Origin of the sequence: Streptomyces sp. NPDC048606, from assembly GCF_040650855.1 — a bacterium.
GTDB lineage: Bacteria > Actinomycetota > Actinomycetes > Streptomycetales > Streptomycetaceae > Streptomyces.
Genome location: NZ_JBEZIB010000010.1, coordinates 42,280 through 66,726, shown reverse-complemented (window position 1 = coordinate 66,726; position 24,447 = coordinate 42,280). Strand labels below are relative to the sequence as shown.

Genomic DNA, 24,447 nt, shown 5'->3' with positions numbered 1-24,447 from the left:
TCGCCGTCGCTTTGCCGTCCCATGGGCGACCGTTGGGTGAAGGCGCTTCGGGTCCCACGCTAGGGTCGGCAGTTTTCGGCTGGGTTAACCCACGTTTCGGGCGGGCGCACGCTTCGACCGCGCGACGGCACCCGGCCGTTCGCCGTATACGACGCGAACGCGGGCGGGCGGGGTCGGCGGCCCTTCGCCGGGGTCAGTCGTCCGTCGCCGGGGTCGGCGGCCCTTCGCCGGGGTCAGCGGCCCGTCGCGGTACTGGCGGTGCGCGCGTCGACGGGACGCCAGGGCAGGGCGATCCACACGGTCTTGCCGCCGTCCTCGGTGGGGGTGACGGACAGCCGGCCACCGGCCTCGGCCGCCAGCCAGCGGATGATGACCATCCCCCGGCCGTTGTCCTGCTGGACGGCGGCGGGCAGGCGTTGGGGCCGACGCGGATGACTGTCGGTGACGCCGATGCGCAGCCATTCCTCGCGTTCGAGGCGGAGGTCCACGGTGAAGGTGGGCGACTGGCCGAAGGTGTGCTGGACGGAGTTGGTGGCGAGTTCCGAGACGATGAGGCGGACGGCGTCGGCGGCTTCGGTGTCGTCGGGCATTCCCCATTCGCCCAGGACCCGGGCGACGTACCGGCGGGCGGCGGCGACCGAGACCGGGTCGCTGGGGAGGGTGACGGATGCTTCCTGCTGATCTGCCATGGCGACGTCCCTTTCCCACCGGGACGGAGCCGCCCCGGACCTACGCTGAGCGCCAGAGTGCCACCCATCGTGCCGCCGTTTCCGCCGATCCCCCAAGATATGCATATATCTGTCGCTCAATGCGGTGAACTCTGCTACGGAAGAGCGTATTTGGACGGCAGACTGGTGCGAGCTGTGCCGGTGGAAGGAGAGCGGGTATGCAGCACGGTCCCGCCGTACGTCGACGCAAGCTCGGCGAGGAACTGCGCGCCCTGCGCGACCGTTCGGGACTCACCAGTGGTGAGGTCGCCCGGATCGTCGGGTGGCACCAGTCGAAAGTCAGCCGCATCGAGACCGGGCGCAGTGGCGTGAAATCGGAGGACATCCGGCTGCTGCTCGACGCCTACGGGGACGTCGTCGGCCCCCAGCAGCGCGCGCTGTTGGAGGCGCTCGGGGCCTCGGCGGCGGGTCCGGGCGCGAACGGCGACGCGGCGCGGGGGCGGCAGTGGTGGCACGACTACCGGGGGCTGCTCCCGCAGGAGTACCGCGACTTCATCAGCCTGGAGGCGGGGGCCCGGGCGGCCCGGACGGTGGAACTCTCGGTGGTCCCGGGGCTGTTGCAGACCCCGGACTACGCGCGGGCGGTGACCCGGGCGGCGCTGGGCGGGCTGCCGGAGCCGAAGGTGGACGCGCTGGTCGACGTACGCCTGGCACGGCAGTCGGTGCTGCGGGCCGATCCGCCGCTGGAGTTGAGCGCCGTGCTCGACGAGGCGGTGCTGCGCCGGCAGATCGGCGGGCCGGAGGTGATGCGTGAGCAGCTGCGACGCCTGGTGGAGGTGGCGCGGTTGCCGCAAGTGCGGCTCCAGGTGCTGCCGTTCACCGTGGGGGGTCATCTCGGCCTGACAGGACCGTTCGTTATCTTCTCATTTCCGAACATCGCCGATCTGGATGTGGTGGTACTCGACCATTTGACGAGTAGCCTCTATCTGGAGCGGAAGGAAGACCTTGAGGCGTACAGCGCCGCGTTCCGCACCATCCAGGCGCACGCCCTCCCGCCCCGTGACTCGTCGGACCTCATCAGCAAACTCGCTGACGACACGTAAGGAGGCACCCCCCGTGTCCGCAACCCCCTTATCCACCGGCGGACTTCCAAGCAGCGCGCGGTGGCGGCGCAGCAGCCGCAGTACCGGAATGAACAACTGTGTGGAAGCGGCCGTCCTCTCCGGCGGACTGCTCGCCGTCCGCGACTCCAAGCGGACGGACGGCCCGGCCGTGCTCTTCACCGGGCCGGCCTGGGACGGCTTCCTCGCCTCCGTACGGGCGGACCTGCCCGCGTGACGTGAACCGTCACGTCCGCGCGGGGCGGCGCCCTCGGATCCTCACGCCGTGGCGTCCCGCATCCGCGTGGCTCCGGCCGGCGCGGTCCGCAGGACCGTCCCGACCGCCCTGACGATCTCGTCCCCCGTGAGATCGGCACGGGCGGTCAGCCGCAGCCGGGAGATGCCGTCCGGCACCGACGGCGGACGGAAGCAGCCCACGGACAGTCCCGCCTCGCGGCAGTCGGCGGCCCAGCGCAGTGCCGCCGACGCCGACGGGGCCCGGACCGACACCACGGCCGCGTCCGGCCGTGCCGCGGTCAGGCCGGCGGCGGTGAGCCGGTCGTACAGTTCGACGGCCACCTCCCGGACCCGGTCGGCGCGCTGCGGCTCCGCGCGCAGCAGCCGCAGGCTCGCCAGCGCCGCCCCGGCGGCGGCGGGCGCCAGGCCGGTGTCGAAGATGAAGGTCCGGGCGGTGTTGATCAGGTGCCGGATCACCTTGGCGGGCCCGAGCACCGCGCCGCCCTGGCTGCCGAGCGACTTGGACAGGGTCATCGTCGCGACCACCCCCGGGGCCCCCGCGAGTCCGGCCGCGTACAGCGCGCCCCGGCCGCCCTCCCCCAGCACCCCGAGGCCGTGGGCGTCGTCCACGACCAGGGCGGCCCCCTCGGCGCGGCAGGCGTCGGCGTAGGCGGCGAGCGGGGCGGCGTCGCCGTCGACGGAGAACACCGAGTCGGTGACCAGCAGGGACCTGCCCTCGTGGGCGGCGAGGGTCTTGCGCGCCGTCTCCGGGTCGCTGTGCGGGGTGACGGCGACCTCCGCGCGCGAGAGCCGGCAGCCGTCGACGATGGAGGCGTGGTTGCCCGCGTCGGAGACCACCAGCGTGTCGCGGTCGCCGAGCGCGGTGACGGCGGCGAGGTTGGCCGCGTAGCCGGAGGACAGGACGAGCGCCGCCTCGAATCCGGCGAAGGCCGCGAGCTCCCGCTCGAGCTCGGCATGAAGCTCGGTCGTCCCTGTGACCAGGCGGGATCCAGTGGCCCCGGCCCCCCACCGCTCCGCCGCCTCGCGGGCTCCGCGCACGGTCAGCGGATGCCGCGTCAGGCCCAGGTAGTCGTTGCTCGCCAGGTCCAGGAGCGGCGAGTGCGCGGGGCGCGGGCGCAGGGCGCGTACCAGTCCTGCCTGTTCACGGGCCCGCTCCGCGCCGTCGATCCAGGCGAAGACGTCCTCGGGGTCCGGAGTGTGCTGGGTCATCGGCGGTCCTCGCGTTTTGTCGGCAGTCGACAGATCTGCTCGACCCTAGCCGCCGGGACTCGCGGGGCGGATGTGGCGATCCACACACTCCCTTCAGGCCATGTTGTCCGATCTCTCCTTGGCCGGGAGTGGTCGCGTGGTCCAGGATCGGGCCCATGGACCTGCTGAACACCCTGGTGGAAAAGGGACTGCGGCGCGAGCTGCCGACCCGTGAAGAGGCACTCGCCGTACTCGCGACCTCTGACGACGAACTGCTCGACGTGGTGGCCGCGGCCGGCAAGGTGCGCCGCCAGTGGTTCGGGCGCCGCGTCAAGCTGAACTACCTGGTCAACCTCAAGTCGGGGCTCTGCCCCGAGGACTGCTCGTACTGCTCCCAGCGCCTGGGGTCGAAGGCCGAGATCCTCAAGTACACGTGGCTGAAGCCGGAGGAGGCCTCCCAGGCCGCCGCCGCCGGCGTCGCCGGCGGCGCCAAGCGGGTCTGCCTCGTGGCGAGCGGACGCGGTCCGACGGACCGGGACGTGGACCGCGTCGGCAAGACGATCGCGGCCATCAAGGAGCAGAACGAGGGCATCGAGGTCTGCGCCTGCCTGGGTCTGCTCTCCGACGGTCAGGCCGAGAAACTGCGCGACGCGGGTGCGGATGCCTACAACCACAACCTGAACACGTCCGAGGCGACGTACGGTCAGATCACCAAGACGCACACCTACGCGGACCGGGTCGATACGGTACAGAAGGCGCACGCCGCCGGTCTGTCGGCCTGCTCCGGCCTGATCGCCGGCATGGGCGAGAGCGACGAGGACCTGGTCGACGTCGTCTACTCGCTGCGCGAGCTCGACTCGGACTCGGTGCCGGTCAACTTCCTGATCCCCTTCGAGGGCACCCCCCTCGCCAAGGAGTGGAACCTCACCCCGCAGCGCTGCCTGCGCATCCTCGCGATGGTCCGCTTCGTCTGCCCCGACGTGGAGGTCCGGATCGCGGGCGGCCGCGAGGTGCACCTGCGCTCGATGCAGCCCCTCGCGCTGAACATCGCGAACTCGATCTTCCTCGGTGACTACCTCACCAGCGAGGGCCAGGCCGGCCAGGCCGACCTCGACATGATCGCGGACGCCGGTTTCGAGGTGGAGGGCGCCGGTACGACGACCCTGCCCGCGCACCGCGCCGACATCGCGGCCGCGGCCGCCGCCTCGCACGGGGGCGGCATGTGCGGCTCCTCCGCGGGCTCCGCCGCCGGCGCTTCGGCCGGGGGTTGCGGTTCCGCCTGCGGCGGTTGCTCCGGGCACGGCGAGGCGCCGGCCGCGGAGCGGACCCCGGTCGCGGAGCGGACCCCGGCCGCCGACGGGGCCGCGGCTCCCGCCCAGGCCCCGGCCGGCGAGGTGCGTTCCGAACTGGTGGCCGTACGCCGCCGCGGCGCGGGAACGGACGTCGCCCCGAATGCGTGACCTGTTCCCCCTGCACGACCCGCTCGACGGGGCCTCGGACACCGCCGGTCTGATCGACCTGGACCGGCGGCACGTCTGGCACCCCTACGGCCCGATGCCCGGGCGGCAGGAGAACCTCGTGGTCTCCTCCGCCTCGGGCGTGCGGCTGCGGCTCGCCGCGCCCGCCCAGGGCCGGGACGAACTGATCGACGGCATGTCCTCCTGGTGGTCGGCCATCCACGGCTACAACCACCCCGTGTTGAACGAGGCCGCGACCGCGCAGCTCGGCCGGATGTCGCACGTGATGTTCGGCGGGCTCACGCACGAGCCCGCCGTCCGGCTGGCGGCCAGGCTCGTCGAGATCACCCCGGTCGGGCTGGAGCACGTCTTCCTGTGCGACTCGGGGTCGGTGTCCGTCGAGGTCGCCGTCAAGATGGCCCTGCAGTACTGGCGTTCCCTGGGTCACTCGGGCAAGACCCGGCTGATGACCTGGCGCGGCGGCTACCACGGCGACACCTGGCAGCCGATGGCCGTCTGCGACCCCGACGGCGGCATGCACGACCTGTGGCAGGGCCACCTGCCCCGGCAGGTCTTCGCGGACGCCCCGCCGGACGGCTTCGACGCCCCCGTCGACCCGGCGTACGTCGACCACCTGCGCGCGCTGGTCTCGGCGCACGCCGCCGAACTGGCCGCGGTCATCGTGGAGCCGGTCGTCCAGGGCGCGGGCGGGATGCGCTTCCACAACCCGGGCTACCTGCGGGTGCTGCGCGAACTGTGCGACGAGTACGGGGTCCTGCTGATCCTCGACGAGATCGCCACCGGCTTCGGAAGGACCGGCGCGCTGTTCGCCGCCGACCACGCGGGGATCACCCCGGACGTGCTGTGCCTGGGCAAGGCCGTGACCGGCGGGTACCTGACGCTGGCCGCGACCCTGTGCACGGAGCGGGTGGCCGACGGGATCTCGCGGGGCGAGGTGCCGGTGCTCGCGCACGGGCCGACGTTCATGGGCAACCCGCTCGCCACGGCGGTGGCGCTGGCCTCCATCGACCTGCTGCTCGGCCAGGACTGGGCGGGCGAGGTCAAGCGGATCGAGGCGGGCCTGCGCGAGGGGCTCGCGGCGGCCTCCTCGGTCCCCGGGGTCCGCGACGTCCGCGTGCTCGGCGCGCTCGGCGTCGTCCAGCTCGACCGTCCGGTCGACGTGTGGGAGGCGACCCGGGCGGCGGTGCGGGAGGGCGTGTGGGTGCGCCCGTTCCGCGACCTGATCTACACGATGCCGCCGTTCGTCACGTCGGACGCCGACGTGGCCCGTATCTGCCGTGCGGTGGTCGCCGCGGCCCAGGAGGGTTGAGATGTCCGTCGTCGTCGTGTCCGGTACGGGCACCGAGATCGGCAAGACCGTCGTCACCTCCGCGATCGCCGCCGCCGCCCTGGCCGCCGGCCGGTCTGTGGCGGTGCTCAAGCCCGCGCAGACGGGCCTGGGCCCGGACGAGCCCGGGGACGTCGCCGAGGTCGTCCGCCTCGCCGGCACGTCCGTGACCGGCGTCGAGCTGGTCCGCTACCCCGAACCGCTGGCCCCGGACACCGCCGCGCGGCGTTCCGGGTTGGCGACGCTCGCCCCCGCCCGGATCGCCGAGGAGGCGGCCCGGCTCGACGCCACGCACGATCTGGTGCTGGTGGAGGGCGCGGGCGGGCTGCTCGTCCGCTTCGACGAGGCCGGCAACACCCTGGCCGACGCGGCGCGGCTCATGGCGGCTCCGGTGCTGGTGGTGGCCCCCGCCGGGCTGGGCACCCTGAACTCCGCCGCGCTGACGGCGGAGGCCCTGCGCGCCCGTGACCTGACCCCGCTCGGGCTGGTCGTCGGCAGCTGGCCCGCGGATCCCGACCTGGCCTCCCGGTGCAACCTCGCGGACCTCCCCGAGGTGTCGGGCACGCCGCTGCTGGGAGCCGTCCCGCAGGGCGCGGCGGCCCTGGCCCCGGAGGCCTTCCGCGCGGCGGCGGCGAGCTGGCTCGCCCCCGCCCTGGACGGAACCTGGTCGGCGCAGTCCTTCCTGCGCGCCTGGCCCGCCTGACCGACCGCCGCGGCCCCCTGCGCACCCGTGCCGAGCGCCGGGTCGCGTCGGGTGGGCGCGGCGGGGGTGCGCCGGCGGGCACGGGCCCGGCGGGTCCGGCGGGCCCGCGTGGTGCCGCCGTCCGGGCGCCGCCCCGAGCCGGTGCGCCCCGCCGGGATCCGCCGCGCAGGGGCGGCCGGGCCCCGCGCGGCCGGCCGGATTCCGCGCGGTCCGGTTTCGGGGTGCGCCCCGACGGGGAACAGCCGGGCAGGGCACGTCCGTCCGTGTAAGCCCCCGAACCGCGCCCGGAGGCCCGTCATGCCCTCAGCTCCTCCCGATCCGGTCCACCATCCGTGCTTCGCCCGCTTCTACGCCCGGGCCAGCACCGCCGCCGAGACCCACGCCGGGATGGCCTCCCTGCGCCGGGAACTGCTGCACGGCGTCTCCGGCCGGGTCATCGAGATCGGCGCGGGCAACGGCCTGAACTTCGCGCACTACCCCCGCGCCGTCTCCGAGGTCGTCGCCGTCGAACCGGAGCGCACCCTGCGCCGGCTGGCGGCCTCCGCCGCTCTGCGCGCCGAGGTGCCGGTGGACCTCGTACCGGGCGTGGCCGAGGCGCTCCCCGTCAAGAGCGAGGCCTTCGACGTGGCCGTGGCCTCGCTGGTGCTGTGCACCGTACGCAGCCTGCCGCGCACCCTCTCCGAGCTGCACCGGGTGCTGCGCCCCGGCGCCGAGCTGCGGTTCATGGAGCACGCCCTGGCGCCCGGCCCCGGCATGGCGGCCGTCCAGCGCGCCCTCGACCGGACGATCTGGCCCCGCCTGTTCGGCGGCTGCCACACCGCCCGCGATCCGCTGGCCTCGATCGAGGCGGCCGGGTTCCGGATCGTCACGCAGCGCGCGTTCCGCCTGCCGGAGCGCGGCCCGGCGCTGCCCACGTCGTACTGCGTGATCGGCTCGGCCCGCCGCTCCCCCACCTGAGCGTCGCCGGCGGGTCTCCGCTCACCCGTCCGGCGCCGGCGCGGCGGTGGATCGGGCGGTCGGCGGCTCGACCCGGCGGTCCGGATCTCCTCGGGCCGGCAGCCGTACGCGTCCCACGTGCCGTACGCCTGTCCGTCTCCGCTCAGGGCCCTCACGTCCGCGCGGCGACCATCGAGGGCCTCGAACCGTTCCCCGGCCGTCCGACACACCGGTACGCGCCGTGCCGACACGCGACGCCGCGCGGCCCTCGCCCTCCTGACTGATCATGGGACGGAGGTGATCGATCGATGACCGAAGTGCTCCTGCTCCTCGTGGCGCTGCTGCTCTGCCTTGCCTGCGGTGTCTTCGTCGCGGCCGAGTTCTCCCTGACGACCGTCGAGCGCAGTGAGCTCGAAGGGGCCGTCGAACGCGGTGAGCGCGGCGCCGAGAGCGCCCTCGCCGCCGTGCGCGGCCTGACCTTCCAGCTCTCGGGCGCCCAGCTCGGCATCACCGTGACCGGCCTGGTCATCGGCATGATCTCCAAGCCGTCCATCGCCGCGCTGCTCCAGGGCCCCCTGAAGGCCATGGGGCTGTCCGCCGGGGCGGCCTCCTCCACGGCCCTGGTCCTGGGCACCGCGCTGTCGACCGTCGTCCTGATGGTCGTCGGCGAGCTGGTGCCGAAGAACTGGGCGATCTCCTCGCCGCTGGCCATCGCCAAGCGGGTGGCCACGATGCAGCGCGTGTTCAGCCGTGCCTTCAAACCGCTGATCAGCCATCTCAACACCACCGCGAACCACCTGGTCCGCCGGTTCGGGCTGGAGCCGACCGAGGAACTGGCCTCCGCGCGCAGCCCGCAGGAGTTGGTGGCCCTGGCCCGGCACTCCGCGAAGGCCGGCGCGCTGGAGAAGGACACGGCGGAGCTGTTCGTCCGCACCCTGAACCTGGCCGACCTGACCGCGGAGAACGTGATGACCCCGCGCGTGCAGGTCACCGCCCTCGACGTGCAGACCACCGCCGAGGACGTGGCGAACGCGACCATGGCCACCGGCCTGTCGCGCTTCCCCGTGTACCGGGGCAGCCTCGACACCGTCGTGGGCACCGTGCACATCAAGGACGTGCTCGCCCTGCCCGCGGAGGAACGCCACCGCCTGCCCGTGGCGCAGCTGCTGCGCCCGCCGCTGCTCGTGCCCGAGTCGCTGACCGTGGACCGGCTGCTGGACCGGCTGTCCGGCAGACAGACCATGGCCGTGGTGATCGACGAGTACGGCGGCACGGCCGGCGTCGCCACGCTGGAGGACATCGTCGAGGAGGTCGTCGGCGAGGTGCGGGACGAGCACGATCCGCACGAGACCTCCGACCTGGCCCCGGCCGGTACGGACGAGTCCGGGCGCGCGCTCTACTCGGCCGACGGCGCCGCGCGCACCGACCAGCTCCGCCGGATCGGCCTGCGGATCCCCGACGGCCCGTACGAGACCCTCGCCGGGCTGATGGCGACCGGGCTGGGGCGCATCCCCGAGGTCGGCGACCGTCTGGAACTGGACGGTTGGCGGCTGGACGTGGTGGACGCCTCCGGCCGCCGGGCCGCGCGCGTGCTGCTGCACATGCCGGCGGAGCCCGTCGACGGCGAGGGGCGCCCGGGGACGGAGGGGGTCCGATGACCGCGATCCAGCTGCTGATCGGTCTGGCGACGCTCGTCGTGAACGCGTTCTTCGTGGGCGCGGAGTTCGCCCTGATCTCGGTGCGGCGCAGCCAGATCGAGCCGTACGCCGAGCAGGGCGACCGGCGGGCCCGCGCCGTGCTGTGGGGCCTGGAGCACGTGTCGGCGATGATGGCGGCGGCGCAGTTGGGCATCACCCTGTGCACCCTGGTGCTGGGCGTGGTGGCCGAGCCGGCCATCGCCCACCTGCTGACGCCCCTGTTCGACCTCGTCGGGGTGCCGGCCGGTCTGACGCACGCGATCTCCTTCGTGATCGCGCTGGCGCTGGCGACGTACCTGCACATGCTGTTCGGGGAGATGCTGCCGAAGAACGTGGCCCTCGCGGAGCCGGTGCGCACGGCCCTGTTGCTGGGGCCGCCGCTGGTGACCCTGACCCGGGCGCTGAAGCCGGTGATCTTCACGATCAACGCCTTCGCCAACACCCTGCTGCGGCTGCTGCGGGTGGAGGTGAAGGACGAGGTGACGGCGACCTTCTCGGACGACGAGCTGGCCCGGATGGTCAAGGACTCCAGTGACGCCGGCCTCATCGACGACCGGGCGAGCGAGCGGCTGCACGACGCCCTCGAACTGGGGCGTCGGCCGGTCACGGACGTGGTGCTGACCGCGGACCGGGTGGTTCCGGCCCAGGAGGGCATCACCCCGGCCGGGCTGGAGCGGTTGTCGGCCGAGACGGGCTACTCCCGCTTCCCGGTGGTCGACGACCGGCACCGGATCCTCGGATACCTCCACGTCAAGGACGCGCTGGACATGACGGAGCGGGACGACGCGTTCCCGTTGTCGGCGCTGCGCGCGATCGCCCAGGTCCGGGCGGACACGCCGCTGGACGACGTGCTCACCGCCATGCGCCGCAGCCGTACGCACCTGGCGGCGGTCCTCGGGGCGGACGGGGCCATGACGGGTCTGGTGACGATGGAGGACGTCCTGCGCGAGCTGTTCGGCCGCTCGCCGACCGCGTAGCGGCCGCGCGGCGGCCCCGGGTGCCCACGCCCCGGGGCCGCCGGTACCCCGGGGCTCCCCGCGCCCCGGCCCTGCCTCCGCGCGGCCGGGGTACCGCGCGGTAGCATCGCTGCGCCATGGAGATGAATGCGTCCTACACCAGTTTCGTCGCGGTCGGCGACTCCTTCACCGAGGGCATGTCCGACCTGCTCCCGGACGGCTCGTACCGGGGCTGGGCCGATCTGCTCGCCGCCCGCCTCGCGGCGCGCGAGCCCGATTTCCGCTACGCGAACCTCGCGGTCCGCGGGAAGCTGATCGGGCAGATCGCCGGTGATCAGGTCCCCGTCGCGGCGGCGATGGGCGCGGACGTGGTCACCCTGGTGGGCGGCCTGAACGACACCCTGCGCCCCAAGGTCGACATGGGTCGGGTGCGGGCGCACCTGGAGGAATCGGTGGCGCTGCTGGCCCCCTCCTGCGGGCGGCTCGTGCTGATGCGCTCGCCGGGCCGAAACGGGCCGGTGATGGAACGTTTCCGTCCTCGCATGGAGGAGCTCTTCGCCTTCCTGGAGGAGCTCGCCGCCCGGCACGACGCCCTGCTGGTGGACCTCTACGGGGCTCCCGTGCTCGGCGACCCGCGCCTGTGGGACGTGGATCGGCTGCACCTCACGCCCGAGGGGCACCGCCGGGTCGCGGAGGCGGTGTGGCAGGCCCTGGGGCTGCCGCCGGAGGAGGACTGGCGGGCGCCGCTGCCGCCCCCGGTGGCCCCGGGCTGGACCGTGCGCCGGACCTCGGACCTGCGCTTCGCCCGCACCCACCTGCTGCCCTGGATCGGCCGTCGCCTGACGGGCCGGTCCTCGGGGGACGGCCGTCCCGCGAAGCGTCCGGAGCTGCTGCCGTACGAGCGGCCCCCGCTCTCGTAGCAATCCACAATCGCGGGTGGCGCCCCTACCTGCGTGAACGCACAGCCGGGGCCCAAGTAGAATCACTCCACGTGACAGCCAAGCCCCGCATCCCCAATGTCCTGGCCGGCCGCTACGCGTCTGCGGAGCTCGCCGTCCTGTGGTCCCCCGAGTACAAGGTGACGCTGGAGCGGCGGCTGTGGCTCGCCGTGCTGCGCGCCCAGAAGGACCTCGGCATCGAGGTCCCGGACGCCGCCCTCGCCGACTACGAGCGCGTCCTGGACACCGTCGACCTCGCCTCCATCGCCGAGCGCGAGAAGGTCACCCGGCACGACGTGAAGGCCCGCATCGAGGAGTTCAACGACCTCGCCGGCCACGAGCACGTCCACAAGGGCATGACCTCGCGCGACCTGACCGAGAACGTCGAGCAGCTCCAGATCCGCCTCTCCCTGGAACTGGCCCGCGACCGCACGGTGGCCGTCCTGGCCCGCCTCGGCAAGCTGGCCGGTGAGCACGCCGAGCTGGTCATGGCCGGTCGCTCCCACAACGTGGCCGCGCAGGCGACCACCCTGGGCAAGCGCTTCGCGACGGCCGCCGACGAACTGCTGGTCGCCTACGACCGGCTGGAGAACCTGCTGGAGCGCTACCCGCTGCGCGGCATCAAGGGCCCCGTCGGCACCGCCCAGGACATGCTCGACCTGCTGGGCGGCGACGCCGCGAAGCTGGCCGACCTGGAGCAGCGCATCGCCACCCACCTCGGCTTCTCCCAGGCCTTCACCTCCGTGGGCCAGGTCTACCCGCGCTCGCTGGACTACGACGTGGTCACCGCCCTCGTGCAGCTGGCCGCCGCCCCGTCCTCCATCGCGAAGACGATCCGCCTGATGGCGGGCCACGAGCTGGTCACCGAGGGCTTCAAGCCCGGCCAGGTCGGCTCCTCCGCGATGCCGCACAAGATGAACACCCGCTCCTGCGAGCGCGTGAACGGCCTCATGGTCATCCTGCGCGGCTACGCCTCGATGACGGGCGAGCTCGCCGGCGACCAGTGGAACGAGGGCGACGTCTCCTGCTCCGTCGTCCGCCGGGTGGCCCTGCCCGACGCGTTCTTCGCGTTCGACGGTCTGCTGGAGACCTTCCTGACGGTCCTCGACGAGTTCGGCGCCTTCCCGGCCGTCGTGGCCCGCGAGCTGGACCGCTACCTGCCGTTCCTGGCCACCACCAAGGTCCTGATGGGTGCGGTGCGCGCCGGTGTGGGCCGCGAGGCCGCGCACGAGGTCATCAAGGAGCACGCGGTGGCCTCCGCGCTCGCCATGCGCGAGCAGGGCGCCGAGCGCAACGAGCTGCTGGACAAGCTGGCGGCCGACGAGCGGATGCCGCTGGACCGTGCGCAGCTGGACGCCCTCATGGCCGACAAGCTGTCCTTCACGGGCGCCGCCGGCGACCAGGTGGCCACCGTGGTCGCGCGGATCGAGGCCATCGCCAAGGAGCACCCGGAGGCCGCCGGGTACGCGCCGGGGTCGATCCTCTGACCCCCGACGAGCTCGAAGCCGCCCGCGACCGCGTCCTCCCGGACGTGGTCGCGGGCGGTCTGCGTGTGCTGTTCTGCGGGATCAACCCGGGTCTCCTCTCCGCCGCGACGGGCCACCACTTCGCCCGCCCCGGCAATCGTTTCTGGCCGGTCCTGCACCTGTCCGGCTTCACTCCGCGCCGGCTGGCCCCGGAGGAGCAGGAGGAGCTCCTGTCCTACCGGTTGGGCATCACCAACGTCGTGGCCCGGGCGACCGCCCGCGCCGACGAGCTGAGCGCCGAGGAGTTCCGCGAGGGCGGCCGGATCCTGACCGCGAAGGTCGAACGGCTGCGCCCCCAATGGCTGGCCGTGGTCGGCGTGACGGCCTACCGCACCGCCTACGGGGAGCGGAAGGCCGTCATCGGCCCCCAGGAGCGCACCATCGGCTCCACCCGGATCTGGGCCCTGCCCAACCCCAGCGGGCTCAACGCCCACTGGACCGCGCAATCCATGGCCGCCGAGTACGGCCGGCTGCGCGCGGCGGCCGAAGGCCGGGAAGCCCCCTGAGGGCTCCGGGGGCCGGCCCCGGAGCCGGCCCTGCCGGCTCGGTCCGGCCCCTCGCCGGAGCCGCTACGGCGGGTCCGCCACGGTGACCGCCGCCATCAACAGGTAGGGGTCCTCCGCCCCGCCCCGCGCCACGCAGACCACCAGCCACCGTTCCTCGATCCGCCACAGGTGCACGTGGTCGGTGGTGGCACCCAGCTCCTCCCACGGCTGCGCCGTCCGCGCCTCCCCGCCCGCGCCTCCCCCGTGGGCGTCCGACCCACCGGAGGAGGACAGTGTGAAGATCTGCGGCGCCCCCCGGCGCCGGGTCAGGGCCTGGACGAGCACTCCGTAGTCGGCGCCGATCCGCTCGGCCTCCTCGGCCCGCCGCGAGCCGTCGTCCTCCCAGAAGTCTTCGGTTCCGTCGAGCAGGGCCAGATGGTGGCCGGGCCCGCTGCTGTGGCGGCCGAGCCGGACCGGCCGGTCCGGGAAGCCCTGGACCAGCAAGCGGTCGATCAGGTCGAGATGCGCTGCCGTGGTCATACCGTCAGTATTTCGGCGACCACTGACAACTGGCCCGGCGTCACGCCGGCCGACGCCGTACGGCGATCCATCCCGCGGTCAGGGCCACGAGAGCCCAAAGCGCCGTCACCCCGAGACCGCTCCAGGGGCCGAGCAGGCCGTCCGTCTCCAGCCTCATGACCAGCTGTCCGGCCCGGTCCGGCATGAACTCCCCGGCCCCTCCCGAGACCTCTCCGACGACGAACGGCACGATCAGCAGCAGGGGTATGAGCAGGCCCATCACGAGGGTGCCGCTGCGCGTCAGCGCGGTCAGCCCGGCCGACAACAGGGCGATGAGCGTCAGGTAGATCCCGCTTCCGAACACGGCCCGCAGCGTGCCCGGATCGCCGAGGTCGAGGGCGTACTGCCCCATGAGGGCCTGACCGCCGAGGAAGGTGACCACCCCGGTGATCTGGCCGACGACGAGGGAGAGCATGGCGACGGTCACGACCTTGGACAGGTACAGGCGCGTCCGGTTGGGCACGGCGGTCAACGAGACCCGAAGGGCCCCTTCGCGGAACTCGCCGGCGAAGGCGGTGGCGCCGAACGCGATGGCCGCTATCTGACCGAAGTTGATCCCGAAGAAGGCGCCGAGGAGGCGGTCCGGTCCCAGGGCGTCCGGCTCCGACGTCCCGATGGCCGCGGCGGTCAGCACGGTGACGCCGGCGGTGGCGACGAAGACGGCCGCCAACGACGCGAGGACCGATCGGGCCGAACGTATCTTGATCCACTCCGATCGCAGGACGGGCAGGTTGGGCAGGGCGGTGGTGGTCACGGCGATTGCTCCGATCCGATTCAGATGCCGGTGGCGACGAAGGTCGTGCGGTCGGCGGTGAGGTCGAGGTAGGCCTGCTCCAGCGAGGCTCGCTCGTCGGCGAGTTCGAGGACGGGGATGCCCTCTCGGGCGGCCAGGGCACCGATGCGCTCGGCCCGTATGCCCTCGACGGTCCAACACCCGTCCTCCCCCACGACCATCGCGAAGCCCTCACGGGCCAGCGCCGCCTCCAGCCGGGCCGGCTCCGAGGTCCGCAGGCGCGTCCTGGGGCTGCTCCGGGCGTCGAGGAACTCCCTCATCGGGGTGTCGGCGAGGAGCCTGCCGGCGCCCAACACCACGAGGTGGTCGACGAAGGAGGCGGACTCGGCCATGAGGTGGCTGGAGACCAGGACGGTCCGGCCCTCGGCGGCCAGGCCCCGCATCAGCTCGCGGATCCAGACGATGCCCTCGGGGTCGAGGCCGTTGGTCGGCTCGTCGAGCAACAGCACACCCGGATCGCCCAGAAGGGCGGCGGCGATGCCCAGACGCTGGCGCATGCCGAGCGAGAAGGTACCGACCCGACGCCGGGCCACGGACGCCAAGCCCACCCGCTCCAGCACCTCGTCCACCCGTGGGGCGGGGATGCCGTTGCTGACGGCGAGCATGAGCAGGTGGTCCCGGGCCCTTCTCCCGCCGTGGGCCGCCTGGGGGTCCAGGAGCGCTCCGACCTGCCGCAGCGGGTCGCGGAGGGAGGCGAAGGGACGGCCGCCGATCGTGGCGCTCCCGGAAGTGGGTCGGTCGAGGCCCAACAACAGGCGCATGGTGGTGGACTTACCGGCGCCGTTCGGCCCGAGGAAACCCGTGACGCGGCCGGGCAGGACCTCGAAGGTGATGTGGTCGAGGACCCGGTGGGTGCCGTAGTCCTTGGTCAGTTCGTGGATCTCGATGCGGTTCATGGCTCCAGATTCCCCGCCGGCCCATCCCCCCTTCCTCCCCCGTGCGAGGGTGGCGTCTCCCCCACGTGGGGGAGACGCCCGCCGGGGCGCCCCTGCCAGGATGGGCGCATGATCCGAATGCTCCGCGCCCCGCTCCGGCCGGTGACGTACTCGCGCTGGCTGCACCTGTGTGTTCCCCTGCTGCTCCTGGCCGTGTGGATGTTCATCAATCCCCGATGGCCGTGGATGCCGCTGCTCATCGTCATACCCTTCGGCTTCGTCCCGTGGGTGCGGCTGGCGGAGGGGCTCCAGGCGCGGTTCCTGCTGACCCCGCGGGAGGACGGCGTCGAGGACGACACGATCAGCGGCCGCCCGTCGGCCCACTGGGGCGACCGCTGGCGGACCGTGCTGTGGTTGGAGATACGGCTGCTGGTGGCGGGGGCCGCCATGTTCGCGACCGTCATGCTGCCCGTGATGTCCGTGGAGCTCGTCGCGACCGCGCTCGGCCAACCCCTGACGGACGACCCGGCCCTGCCCTTCACCCCGCCGCGCTGGGCGGCGGCGCTCCTGGCGCCGGTGCCGCTCGTCGTCCTGCTCGTGGTCGTCGTCCTCCTCGGAGAGGTGATCACCACGATCGCCCGACGGCTGCTGGGGCCCTCGGCGGCCGAGCGGCTCACGGTCCTGGAGGCGCGCACGGAGCAGTTGTTGGAGCGCACCCGCATCGCACGCGAGCTGCACGACTCCATCGGGCACGCGCTCACCGTGGCCGTCGTCCAGGCGGGGGCCGCCAGGGCCGCCGGCGACCCGGAGTTCACCGACCGCGCGCTGAACGCGATCGAGGAGACGGGCCGCGCCGCCCTGGAGGACCTCGAACGGGTGCTGCTGGTACTGCGCGAGTCCTCGCGGCCTCCGTCGCAGCGCCCCACCCTCGCCGAGGCCGACCGACTGCTGGAGTCGGCGCGCGCCTCGGGAGCCGAGGTGGACGCCGAACTGATCGGCCCACTGGAGAAGTTGCCCGGCCCGGTGACCCGCGAGGGGTACCGGATCCTGCAGGAGGCCCTGACGAACGTGCTGCGCCACTGCGGGCCCGTTCCCGTCCGCGTACGGGTGGAGATGACCGGGCGGCGGCTGCTCCTGGAGGTGACGAACCCGATGCCGGAGCGCGTCGCGGTCACCTCGGGCGGCGGCAGCGGGCTGCGCGGGATGCGGGAGCGGGCCGCGTTGCTGGGCGGCGAGGCCGAGACCGGCCCCCACGAGGACGCCTGGCGGGTGCGCGCCCGGCTCCCACTGGAGCGAATACGCTGACCCGATGCCGGTTACCGTACTGCTCGTTGACGACGAGCCCCTGGTGCGTGCGGGTCTGCGCGCCGTCCTGGACTCCCAGCCCGACATCGAGGTGGTGGGCGAGGCCGCCGACGGTGCCTCCGTCATCCCCCTCGTGCGCAGCCTGCGTCCGGACGTGGTGGCCATGGACGTGCGCATGCCGCTGCTCGACGGGATCGAGGCCACCCGCGCGGTCCTGAGGTCGGTGGACTCGCCCCCGAAGATCCTCGTGGTCACCACGTTCGAGAACGACGAGTACGTCTACCAGGCGCTGCGCGCCGGCGCGGACGGGTTCCTGCTCAAGCGGGCCCGGCCCTCGGAGATCGTGCACGCCGTCCGGCTGGTGGCGGAGGGCGAGACGCTGCTGTTCCCGGCGGCCGTCCGGGCCCTCGCCGCCGAGTACGGAAACCGGCAGGCCCGGGCCGTGTTGGAGCGGGCGGCGCTCACCGACCGCGAGGAGGCCGTCCTGCGGCTGATGGCGCGCGGGCTGACCAACGTGGAGATCGCGGGCGAGCTGATCGTCGGCACGGAAACCGTGAAGTCCCATGTCAGCGCCATTCTGGGCAAGTTGGGGGCCCGGGACCGCACCCAGGCGGTGATCACCGCGTACGAGTCCGGATTCGTCTCTCCGGCCTGAGGGACGCGGCCGATTCCGACCGACGGGGGGTCGCGTCTCGCAGCGACGCCGGACGGGCAGTACGATCCGGCTGACAGGGCCGCTAGCTGGGAGGACACACGTTGGGGCAGCTGACCGGCGGGGATCCTTCTCTGCTCCGGCGCATCAATTCGGCCGTGGTGCTCCGGGCACTGCGGGCGGCCGAATCGCCGACCCTCACCGATCTGACGCGCGTCACGGGGCTCTCCCGACCGACGGTCGAAGGCGTCGTGGAAGGACTGATCGGCACCGGGCTGGTCGTCGAGGCCGACGCGGAGGAGGGAGCGCGCCGACAGGGGCGGCCCGCCCGTCGGTTCCGCTTCCGCGCCGAGGCCGGCCACCTGCTGGGCATCGAGATCGGCTCGCACCGCGTCGCCGTCTTGCTCTCGGGTCTGGACGGCCGGGTGATCGGCGCCGGGACCAAGGACGTCGCCGAGAACGCGTCCACCGACGAGCGCCTGGAGCGGGTCAGGGCGGCGGTGGCCGATCTGCTGCGCCGGGCCGGGATCCCCCGCGATTCGCTGCGGGCCGTCGGCGTCGGCAGCCCCGGCATCGTGGAGGCGGACGGGACGGTCCGGCTCGGGACCGCACTGCCCGGCTGGACGGGGCTGCCGCTCGGCGAGCGGCTGCGGCGCTCGTTCCGCTGCCCGGTACGGGTGGAGAACGACGCCAACGCGGCGGCGGTCGCCGAGAACTGGAAGGGCGCGGGGCGGGGCATCGACGACATGGTGTTCGTCATGGCCGGCCTCAGCCCCGGCGCCGGCTCCCTGATCGGCGGCCGACTGCACCGGGGCTTCGGGGGCGCGGCCGGCGAGATCGGGGCTCTGCACCTGCTGGGACGCGAGGTCACCCCGGAGCGGCTGCTGTCGACGACGGGCGAACCGTTGCACCCGCTGGACGAGCAAGCGGTGGCCGAGGTCTTCGCCAAGGCCAGGCGCGGAGACGAACAGGCGGTGGCCGCCGTGGAGCGGTTCATCCAGCGGCTCGTGCACGACGTGGCCGCCCTCGTCCTGGCCATGGACCCGGAGCTGGTGGTCGTCGGAGGTTGGGCGGCCGGCCTGGACGGGGTGCTGGACCCGCTGCGCCGGGAGCTGGAGCGGTACTGCCTGCGCCCGCCCCGGGTGGCGCTGTCCCTGCTCGGGGAGGCCGCGGTGGCCACCGGGGCGCTGCGGCTGGCGTTGGACCACGTGGAAGAGGAGCTGTTCGCGGTGGAGCGGACGGTCACGGCCCGCCGCTGACGCCCCGATCCCCCGCACCCGGCACGGCCCGCACCCGGCACGGCTCGGGCCCGCACGACCCGCACGCGGACCCGGCGCCGCTCCACCGACTCCCCCGATCGCCCCGATCCCCCGTGCGCGCCCGACGGGCCCGCACGACCCGGCCCGCACGACCCGGGCCCGGAAACGCGAGACCCCACCGGCCCGTCGGGCGCGGTGGGGCAGGGGCCCGAAGGGGTGCTTCGGGCCCCGGTGTGGGGTCTCGGACGCGTCAGGAGGCGGCGCGGGTCTCGGTGATCTCGACGCCGGAGTCCCCGAAGGTCAGGCGGCAGGTGTCGGCGCGGTAGGTGGCCACGGAGACGGCCGCGGTGCCCTCGGCGGTGAAGTAGCGGGTGGTCACGACGAGCACGGGAGCGCCGGGGAGGCGGTCGAGTTCCTTGGCGTCGTCGGCGCGGGCGGAGCCCAGCTCGACCGAGCGGTCCTGTCCGTCGAGCGCGAGCCGCTGGAGTTCGCGCAGCACGGCCCGGGCGCGCGCGGCGCCGGCGGGGGCGTCGATCGCGGGGAGACCGGGCACGGAGCCGGCGGGCACGTAGAGCAGCTCGGCGGCGACGGCCTGGCCCTGCGTGACGCGGGTGCGGCGCACGGTGTGGACGGCCTGGTCGGGGGCGGTGCCCAGGAGCTTCAGTACGGCGGCGGTGGGGATGCACTCGACGGCGTCCACCGGCTCCCAGCCGTCGACGACCTCGCCGGGCCAGCTGTGCTGCGGGCTGCCGACGGCGACGCCCACGCGCGGCGGGGCCACGGTGGTGCCGACACCGCGCCGGCGCTGGAGGCGTCCTTCCAGTTCGAGCTGCTCCAGGGCCTGTCGCAGGGTGGCACGGGCGACCCCGAAGCGCGCGGCGAGCTCTCGCTCGTTCGGCAGGACCTCACCGACGGCGAAGTCCTGGTCGAGCGCCTCGCTGAGCACGTTCTTGAGGTGCCAGTACTTCGGCTCCGGCACCGATTCGAGCTGCGTGGTCCCCACCCTGACTCCTCCTGCAATCGCCGCTGTCGCCGTGTGCGAGCCGCGGTATCTCGCCGCAGTTCCGCGCCCTTGTTTATTAAAGGTTCCTGCACTATCCCTGCGACGATAGGACGGCGCACCCCCTTGGTCAAGACCAATGCTCGCCCCTTTGCCGGGCAGATCGGGCATATGTAGCAAGGCGTTCACAGGATGTTCTCGCCCTCACCCCTTACGGCCGGAAGACGTCCGGGAGACGACCGAAACATGCCGCAAGGCGTCCGGAAGGTGTCGCCGCCCTTCCGCCCGCACCACCCCCACCCCGCAGGCCTCCCCGCCCCCACCCCGCACCCCACCTCGCGAACCGGAACGCGGACCGGAGCGCGCACCGCGCCTACGTCTTGTAGCGGCAGGCTACCGGGCGGTAATCATGGGGGCAGTCACTCCTGACGATCCGTCTCGTACGCGTCCCCCCGACGAGGAGCAGCATGACCGCCACGGTCTCCTTCCCGATCGATTCGCCGACGGGCCCCCGCACCGTCACCCTCGCCCACGAGCGCAAGGGCGCCGGCGAACCGCTCCTCCTCCTGCACGGCATCGGCCACCACCTCCAGGCCTGGCACCCCGTGACGGACCTCCTGGCCGCCGAGTACGAGGTCATCGCCGTCGACCTGCCGGGCTTCGGCGCCTCCGACCCGCTGCCCGATCGCGTCCCCTACGACCTCGACACCATCGCCCCGGCGCTCGGCGCGCTGTGCTCCGCGCTCGGCGTGACGACGCCGCACGTCGCGGGCAACTCCCTGGGCGGGCTGCTCGCCCTGGAGATGGGTCGCGTCGGCCTGGTCCGCTCGGTCACCGCACTCTCCCCGGCCGGCTTCTGGACGGAGACGGAGCGCCGCTACGCCTTCACCGCCCTGCGGGCCATGCGCGCGGGCGCCCGCGCGCTGCCCCTGCCCCTCCTGGAGCGGCTCTCCCGCAGCGCCGCCGGTCGCGCGGCGCTCACCGGGACCATCTACGCCCGCCCCGCGCGCCGGGCGCCCGAGGCCGTCGTCGCCGAGACCCTCGCCCTGCGCGGTGCGACCGGCTTCGAGCGGACGCTGGCCGCGGGCGGCGCCGTACGGTTCACCGCGGACGTGCCGGACCTGCCCGTCACCATCGCCTGGGGCTCGGGCGACCGGCTGCTCCTGCCGCGCCAGGGGGTGCGCGCCAAGTACACGGTCCCCGGGGCGCGGCTGGTGCGTCTGCCGGGCTGCGGGCACGTGCCGATGCACGACGATCCGGCGCTGGTGGCCCGCGTCGTGCTCGACACCGCCCGCGCGGCGGGTTCCGGCCCGACGCCCGGCGCCGGCGAGGGGGCCGCGGCCGACCGCCGATGACCTGCTGACGGCTGTTCATCCCCGGTTCGCGTGGGAGACGCGGCCGGTCCGGTGTGCGGCGGCACACTGGCCCGGCCCACCCCCGCCGGCCCCTGGAGACGCAACCGATGGCACCCCTGCCGCACACCCGACGGACCCTGCTCGGCGGTTCGCTCGCCGTCCCCCTCGGCCTCGTCCTGTCCACCGCCTACGCGGGGCCCGCCCTGGCCGCCGCCTCCGCCCGGTCCGCCGCCTTCGTGCGTTCCGGGCGCCCGGCCGCCCTGTGGGGCACCCAGTCGGGCGAGATCACCGCCCACTCGGCCACCGTGTGGACCCGCTCCGACCGTCCGGCCCGGATGCACGTGGAGACCTCGCCGAGCGAATCGTTCCGCTACGGCGTCCGCCGGCACGAGGGCCCCTTCCTCGGCCCCGCCACCGATCACACCGGCACCGCGACCCTGCGCGACCTGCCGCCCGGCCGCCAGATCCACTACCGGGTCGTGCTCACCGATCCCGACGACCCGCGCCGCTCCGGCGAACCGGTCCGCGGGACCTTCCGCACCACCCCGGTCTCCCGCCGCCACGACGTGCGCTTCCTGTGGTCGGGGGACCTCGCCGGACAGGGCTGGGGCATCAACCCGGAACTCGGCGGCTACCGCGTCTTCGACGAGATGCGGCTGCGCGACCCGGACTTCTTCCTCTTCAGCGGGGACACGATCTACGCCGACGGTCCGCTCCAGGCGTCGGTCGCCCTGCCCGACGGCCGCATCTGGCACAACGTGACCACGGAGGAGAAGGCGAAGGTCGCCGAGACGCTCGCCGAGTTCCGCGGGAACTTCCGCTACAACCTGCTCGACCGCAACCTGCGCGACTTCTACGCCCAGGTCCCGGTGCTCGCACAGTGGGACGACCACGAGGTGCGCAACAACTGGTACCCGGGCCAGCTCATCGACGACCCCCGCTACACGGTCAAGGACGTCGACACCCTCGCCGCCCGCGCCCGCCAGGCCTTCGGCGAGTACTTCCCGGTCACCGACCTGCGGGGCGGTCGCGCCGAGGGCCGGATGTACCGGGTGCAGCGCCACGGTCCGCTGCTCGACGTCTTCGTCCTGGACATGCGCACCCACCGCGACGCCAACTCGCCGGGCCGCCAGGCCGAGGACCCGATCGGCATCCTCGGCCCGGAACAACTGGCCTGGCTCAAGCGGGAGCTCTCGCGCTCCCGCGCCACGTGGAAGGTGATCGCGGCCGACATGCCGCTGGGGATCGTCGTCCCCGACGGTGCGACGAACTTCGAGGCCGTCGCCCAGGGAGATCCGGGCGTCCCGCTCGGCCGGGAGCTCCAGATCGCCGAACTCCTGCGCCACATCAAGCACCGGAACATCACCGGCACCGTCTGGCTCACCGCCGACGTCCACTACACCGCCGCCAACCACTACGCGCCCGAGCGGGCCGCCTTCGGCGACTTCGCCCCGTTCTGGGAGTTCGTCTCCGGCCCCGTCGGCGCGGGCGCCTTCCCCGCCGGTCGGCTCGACGCCACCTTCGGGCCGAGGACCGCCTTCGTGGAGTCGGCGAAGGTCGCCAACATGTCCCCGGCCGAGAACCCCCCGTACTACGGCGAGGTCGACATCGCCGGCGACAGCGGCGAGCTCACCGTCCGGCTGCGCCGCCAAGGGGGTGGCGTACTCTTCACCAAAACCCTCCGGCCCGGTCGCGTCGGCCAGCCGTAGCCGGGGGCGAAAGCAGAGGCGGGGCGCGCCGGAGAGATCGGACGGGGACCCGAACCGAAAACCCGAGCCGGGGGACCCGACCGGGGAACCGGAACCCATCCGGAAAACTGGGTGAAACGGGCCAGATCGACGCTTAACCCATCGGTCACAGAACGTTCGTGATCACGCAACACCCCGCCTCCACAGTGAGTCCATGACCAAACTCAATGCCGACGCCCCCCACCGCCACCACCGCCACCACTGGCGCCGCGATCTCGTCGAGCTCGCCGCGCTCTTCTGCGCCGTGGCGGTGGCCGACGGCATCGCGAACCTCGTCGTCCACGGCCCGAAGGGCCCGATCCTGCTCGTCGCCTCGGCCGTGGCGCTCCTGGTCACGGCCGCCTTCCACACCTGGTGGGCACGCCGGCACAGCCATGCGCCGCCTCCCGCGGACACGGCGCCCTCCGATCCCGGGCCGCGCGGCGACGCCCCGGAGGCGGCGCGCGCCGGCGGCACGACGGACGCCCTGTGGCGGATGCGGACGACGGTGCGCGACGAGCCCGGCAGCCTGGCCGCGCTCTGCACCGTCCTGGCCGGCCTCGGGGTGGACATCCTGACGCTCCAGACCCACCCGCTGCCGGAGGGCGGTACGGTCGACGAGTTCCTGTTGCGCGCCCCGCGGGAGTTGGCGTCCGCCGAGCTGACGCGAGCCGTCGCCCGCGCCGGCGGCCGCAGCACCTGGATCGAACGCGCCGACGCCCACGACCTGGTGGACACCCCCACCCGGGTCCTGGGCCTGGCCACCCGCACCGCCCTCGACGCCGCCGAGCTGCCGCTCGCGCTGCGCCAGTTGCTGGGCCGCTGCACGATCCACTCGATCCCCGCGACGACGCTGTCGGGCCGCCCCAACGCGGGCGCCGACGCCCCCGTCGAGGGGGTCCTGGAGGCCACGGTGATGCGCCTGCGCGACCCCTCGGGCGGCGCGATCACCGTGGAGCGCCCCTACCTGCCGTTCACCCCGAGCGAGTTCGCCCGCGCCCGGGCCCTGGTCGAGCTCGACGCCCGCCTGGGCCCGCGCGTCCCGCGCGGCCAGGACGTCCTGACCCTGCCCGAGGGCAACGAGATCACCGTGCGCCGTGCCGACGGTTCCGACCTCGACGCCGCCCGCGCGATGCACGACCGGTGCAGCGAGCGCACCCTCGGTCTGCGCTACCACGGGCCGGTCGCCGACGCCGACCGCTACCTCGGCCACCTCCTGAGCCCCCGCTTCGGCCGCACCCTCGCCGCCACCACCGCCTCCGGCCGGCTCGTCGCCCTGGGCCACCTGCTCTGGGACGGCGACGAGACGGAGGTGGCCCTGCTCATCGAGGACGACTGGCAGCGCCGCGGCATCGGTTCCGAACTGCTGCGCCGACTGCTGGCGATGGCCGTCGAGGCCGGTTGCGACAGCGTGTACGCCGTCACCCGGGCGTCGAACACCGGCATGGTCGCGGCCATGCGCGGCCTGGGACTGCCCCTCGACTACCAGATCGAGGAGGGCACCCTGGTGATCACGGCCCGGCTGGACGCGCCCCCCGTCGGCCCGCCCCGGTCCCACGAGGTCACGGCCGAGCGGACCGCGTACGGGACCGCTCCGCGCCCGGGACACTGAGCCCCGCGCCGGACCGCTCCGCCGCGAACC

The 24,447-nt window shown here is 73.7% G+C and carries 23 protein-coding genes; 17 read left to right on the top strand and 6 right to left on the bottom strand.

Features of this window, described 5'->3' with window-relative positions; translation table 11 throughout:
* Positions 1 to 233: 233 nt before the first annotated feature.
* Positions 234 to 689 (bottom strand): ATP-binding protein, encoded by a 456-nt coding sequence (locus AB0D01_RS13250; RefSeq protein ID WP_363055244.1) that lies wholly within the window; start codon positions 687 to 689, stop codon positions 234 to 236.
* Between the two features lie 197 nt (positions 690 to 886).
* Here AB0D01_RS13250 and AB0D01_RS13245 point away from each other — a divergent pair, with 197 nt between their 5' ends.
* Together AB0D01_RS13245 and AB0D01_RS13240 are read left to right on the top strand one after the other, a co-directional pair.
* Complete coding sequence (locus tag AB0D01_RS13245) at positions 887 to 1,771, top strand: helix-turn-helix transcriptional regulator (RefSeq protein WP_363055243.1); 885 nt, start codon at positions 887 to 889, stop codon at positions 1,769 to 1,771.
* Positions 1,772 to 1,784: 13 nt separating this feature from the next.
* Positions 1,785 to 2,006 (top strand): DUF397 domain-containing protein, encoded by a 222-nt coding sequence (locus AB0D01_RS13240; protein ID WP_363055242.1) that lies wholly within the window; start codon positions 1,785 to 1,787, stop codon positions 2,004 to 2,006.
* A 41-nt stretch (positions 2,007 to 2,047) separates the two neighbouring features.
* Here AB0D01_RS13240 and AB0D01_RS13235 read toward each other — a convergent pair whose 3' ends face one another.
* The gene (locus AB0D01_RS13235) at positions 2,048 to 3,235 is read right to left on the bottom strand and encodes an 8-amino-7-oxononanoate synthase (RefSeq protein WP_363055241.1); all 1,188 of its coding nucleotides are present in this window, start codon (positions 3,233 to 3,235) and stop codon (positions 2,048 to 2,050) included.
* A 155-nt stretch (positions 3,236 to 3,390) separates the two neighbouring features.
* Here AB0D01_RS13235 and bioB point away from each other — a divergent pair, with 155 nt between their 5' ends.
* The 9 genes from bioB to mug all read left to right on the top strand — a co-directional run bounded on the left by bioB (position 3,391) and on the right by mug (position 13,281).
* The gene (bioB, locus tag AB0D01_RS13230; RefSeq protein ID WP_363055240.1) at positions 3,391 to 4,674 is read left to right on the top strand and encodes a biotin synthase BioB; all 1,284 of its coding nucleotides are present in this window, start codon (positions 3,391 to 3,393) and stop codon (positions 4,672 to 4,674) included.
* The gene (locus AB0D01_RS13225) at positions 4,667 to 6,001 is read left to right on the top strand and encodes an adenosylmethionine--8-amino-7-oxononanoate transaminase (protein WP_363055239.1); all 1,335 of its coding nucleotides are present in this window, start codon (positions 4,667 to 4,669) and stop codon (positions 5,999 to 6,001) included. Before bioB ends, AB0D01_RS13225 begins: the two co-directional genes overlap by 8 nt.
* 1 nt (position 6,002) lies before the next feature.
* Positions 6,003 to 6,722, top strand: a complete 720-nt coding sequence (gene bioD / locus AB0D01_RS13220) for a dethiobiotin synthase (protein ID WP_363055238.1) — start codon at positions 6,003 to 6,005, stop codon at positions 6,720 to 6,722.
* Between the two features lie 297 nt (positions 6,723 to 7,019).
* Entirely contained in the window at positions 7,020 to 7,679 is a 660-nt protein-coding gene (locus tag AB0D01_RS13215) for a methyltransferase domain-containing protein (RefSeq protein ID WP_363055237.1), read from the top strand.
* A gap of 287 nt (positions 7,680 to 7,966) precedes the next feature.
* Complete coding sequence (locus tag AB0D01_RS13210) at positions 7,967 to 9,316, top strand: hemolysin family protein (RefSeq protein ID WP_363055236.1); 1,350 nt, start codon at positions 7,967 to 7,969, stop codon at positions 9,314 to 9,316.
* Entirely contained in the window at positions 9,313 to 10,332 is a 1,020-nt protein-coding gene (locus AB0D01_RS13205; RefSeq protein ID WP_363055235.1) for a hemolysin family protein, read from the top strand. Before AB0D01_RS13210 ends, AB0D01_RS13205 begins: the two co-directional genes overlap by 4 nt.
* Positions 10,333 to 10,448: 116 nt before the next feature.
* Positions 10,449 to 11,231, top strand: coding sequence for an SGNH/GDSL hydrolase family protein (locus AB0D01_RS13200; protein ID WP_363055234.1), 783 nt, complete (start codon positions 10,449 to 10,451; stop codon positions 11,229 to 11,231).
* 71 nt (positions 11,232 to 11,302) lie between these two features.
* Positions 11,303 to 12,736 (top strand): adenylosuccinate lyase, encoded by a 1,434-nt coding sequence (gene purB / locus AB0D01_RS13195; RefSeq protein WP_363055233.1) that lies wholly within the window; start codon positions 11,303 to 11,305, stop codon positions 12,734 to 12,736.
* Positions 12,733 to 13,281, top strand: a complete 549-nt coding sequence (gene mug, locus AB0D01_RS13190; RefSeq protein ID WP_363055393.1) for a G/U mismatch-specific DNA glycosylase — start codon at positions 12,733 to 12,735, stop codon at positions 13,279 to 13,281. Before purB ends, mug begins: the two co-directional genes overlap by 4 nt.
* 63 nt (positions 13,282 to 13,344) lie before the next feature.
* Here mug and AB0D01_RS13185 read toward each other — a convergent pair whose 3' ends face one another.
* The 3 genes from AB0D01_RS13185 to AB0D01_RS13175 are packed head-to-tail and all read right to left on the bottom strand — an operon-like array spanning position 13,345 to position 15,528.
* Positions 13,345 to 13,800 (bottom strand): hypothetical protein, encoded by a 456-nt coding sequence (locus tag AB0D01_RS13185; RefSeq protein ID WP_363055232.1) that lies wholly within the window; start codon positions 13,798 to 13,800, stop codon positions 13,345 to 13,347.
* Between the two features lie 40 nt (positions 13,801 to 13,840).
* A complete protein-coding gene (locus tag AB0D01_RS13180; RefSeq protein ID WP_363055392.1) occupies positions 13,841 to 14,599 on the bottom strand; it encodes an ABC transporter permease in 759 nt (252 codons plus the stop codon).
* 14 nt (positions 14,600 to 14,613) lie between these two features.
* Positions 14,614 to 15,528 carry an ATP-binding cassette domain-containing protein gene (locus AB0D01_RS13175; protein ID WP_363055231.1) on the bottom strand — a complete coding sequence of 305 codons (915 nt, stop codon included), beginning with the start codon at positions 15,526 to 15,528 and terminating at the stop codon, positions 14,614 to 14,616.
* A 108-nt stretch (positions 15,529 to 15,636) separates the two neighbouring features.
* On the opposite strand from AB0D01_RS13175, the gene AB0D01_RS13170 reads away from it, so the two are divergent.
* The 3 genes from AB0D01_RS13170 to AB0D01_RS13160 all read left to right on the top strand — a co-directional run bounded on the left by AB0D01_RS13170 (position 15,637) and on the right by AB0D01_RS13160 (position 18,723).
* The gene (locus tag AB0D01_RS13170) at positions 15,637 to 16,812 is read left to right on the top strand and encodes a histidine kinase (protein WP_363055230.1); all 1,176 of its coding nucleotides are present in this window, start codon (positions 15,637 to 15,639) and stop codon (positions 16,810 to 16,812) included.
* A 4-nt stretch (positions 16,813 to 16,816) separates the two neighbouring features.
* The gene (locus tag AB0D01_RS13165) at positions 16,817 to 17,467 is read left to right on the top strand and encodes a response regulator transcription factor (RefSeq protein ID WP_363055229.1); all 651 of its coding nucleotides are present in this window, start codon (positions 16,817 to 16,819) and stop codon (positions 17,465 to 17,467) included.
* A gap of 101 nt (positions 17,468 to 17,568) precedes the next feature.
* Positions 17,569 to 18,723: an ROK family transcriptional regulator gene (locus AB0D01_RS13160; protein WP_363055228.1), complete on the top strand. Its 1,155-nt coding sequence runs from the start codon at positions 17,569 to 17,571 to the stop codon at positions 18,721 to 18,723.
* Between the two features lie 250 nt (positions 18,724 to 18,973).
* Here the strand turns inward: AB0D01_RS13160 and AB0D01_RS13155 are convergent, their stop codons facing one another.
* Complete coding sequence (locus AB0D01_RS13155; RefSeq protein WP_363055227.1) at positions 18,974 to 19,726, bottom strand: GntR family transcriptional regulator; 753 nt, start codon at positions 19,724 to 19,726, stop codon at positions 18,974 to 18,976.
* Positions 19,727 to 20,190: 464 nt separating this feature from the next.
* Between AB0D01_RS13155 and AB0D01_RS13150 the strand changes: the two genes are divergently transcribed.
* The 3 genes from AB0D01_RS13150 to AB0D01_RS13140 all read left to right on the top strand — a co-directional run bounded on the left by AB0D01_RS13150 (position 20,191) and on the right by AB0D01_RS13140 (position 24,417).
* Positions 20,191 to 21,078 (top strand): alpha/beta fold hydrolase, encoded by an 888-nt coding sequence (locus tag AB0D01_RS13150; RefSeq protein ID WP_363055226.1) that lies wholly within the window; start codon positions 20,191 to 20,193, stop codon positions 21,076 to 21,078.
* A 107-nt stretch (positions 21,079 to 21,185) separates the two neighbouring features.
* A complete protein-coding gene (locus AB0D01_RS13145; RefSeq protein WP_363055225.1) occupies positions 21,186 to 22,787 on the top strand; it encodes an alkaline phosphatase D family protein in 1,602 nt (533 codons plus the stop codon).
* Between the two features lie 193 nt (positions 22,788 to 22,980).
* Positions 22,981 to 24,417: a GNAT family N-acetyltransferase gene (locus AB0D01_RS13140; RefSeq protein WP_363055224.1), complete on the top strand. Its 1,437-nt coding sequence runs from the start codon at positions 22,981 to 22,983 to the stop codon at positions 24,415 to 24,417.
* Positions 24,418 to 24,447: the final 30 nt, after the last annotated feature.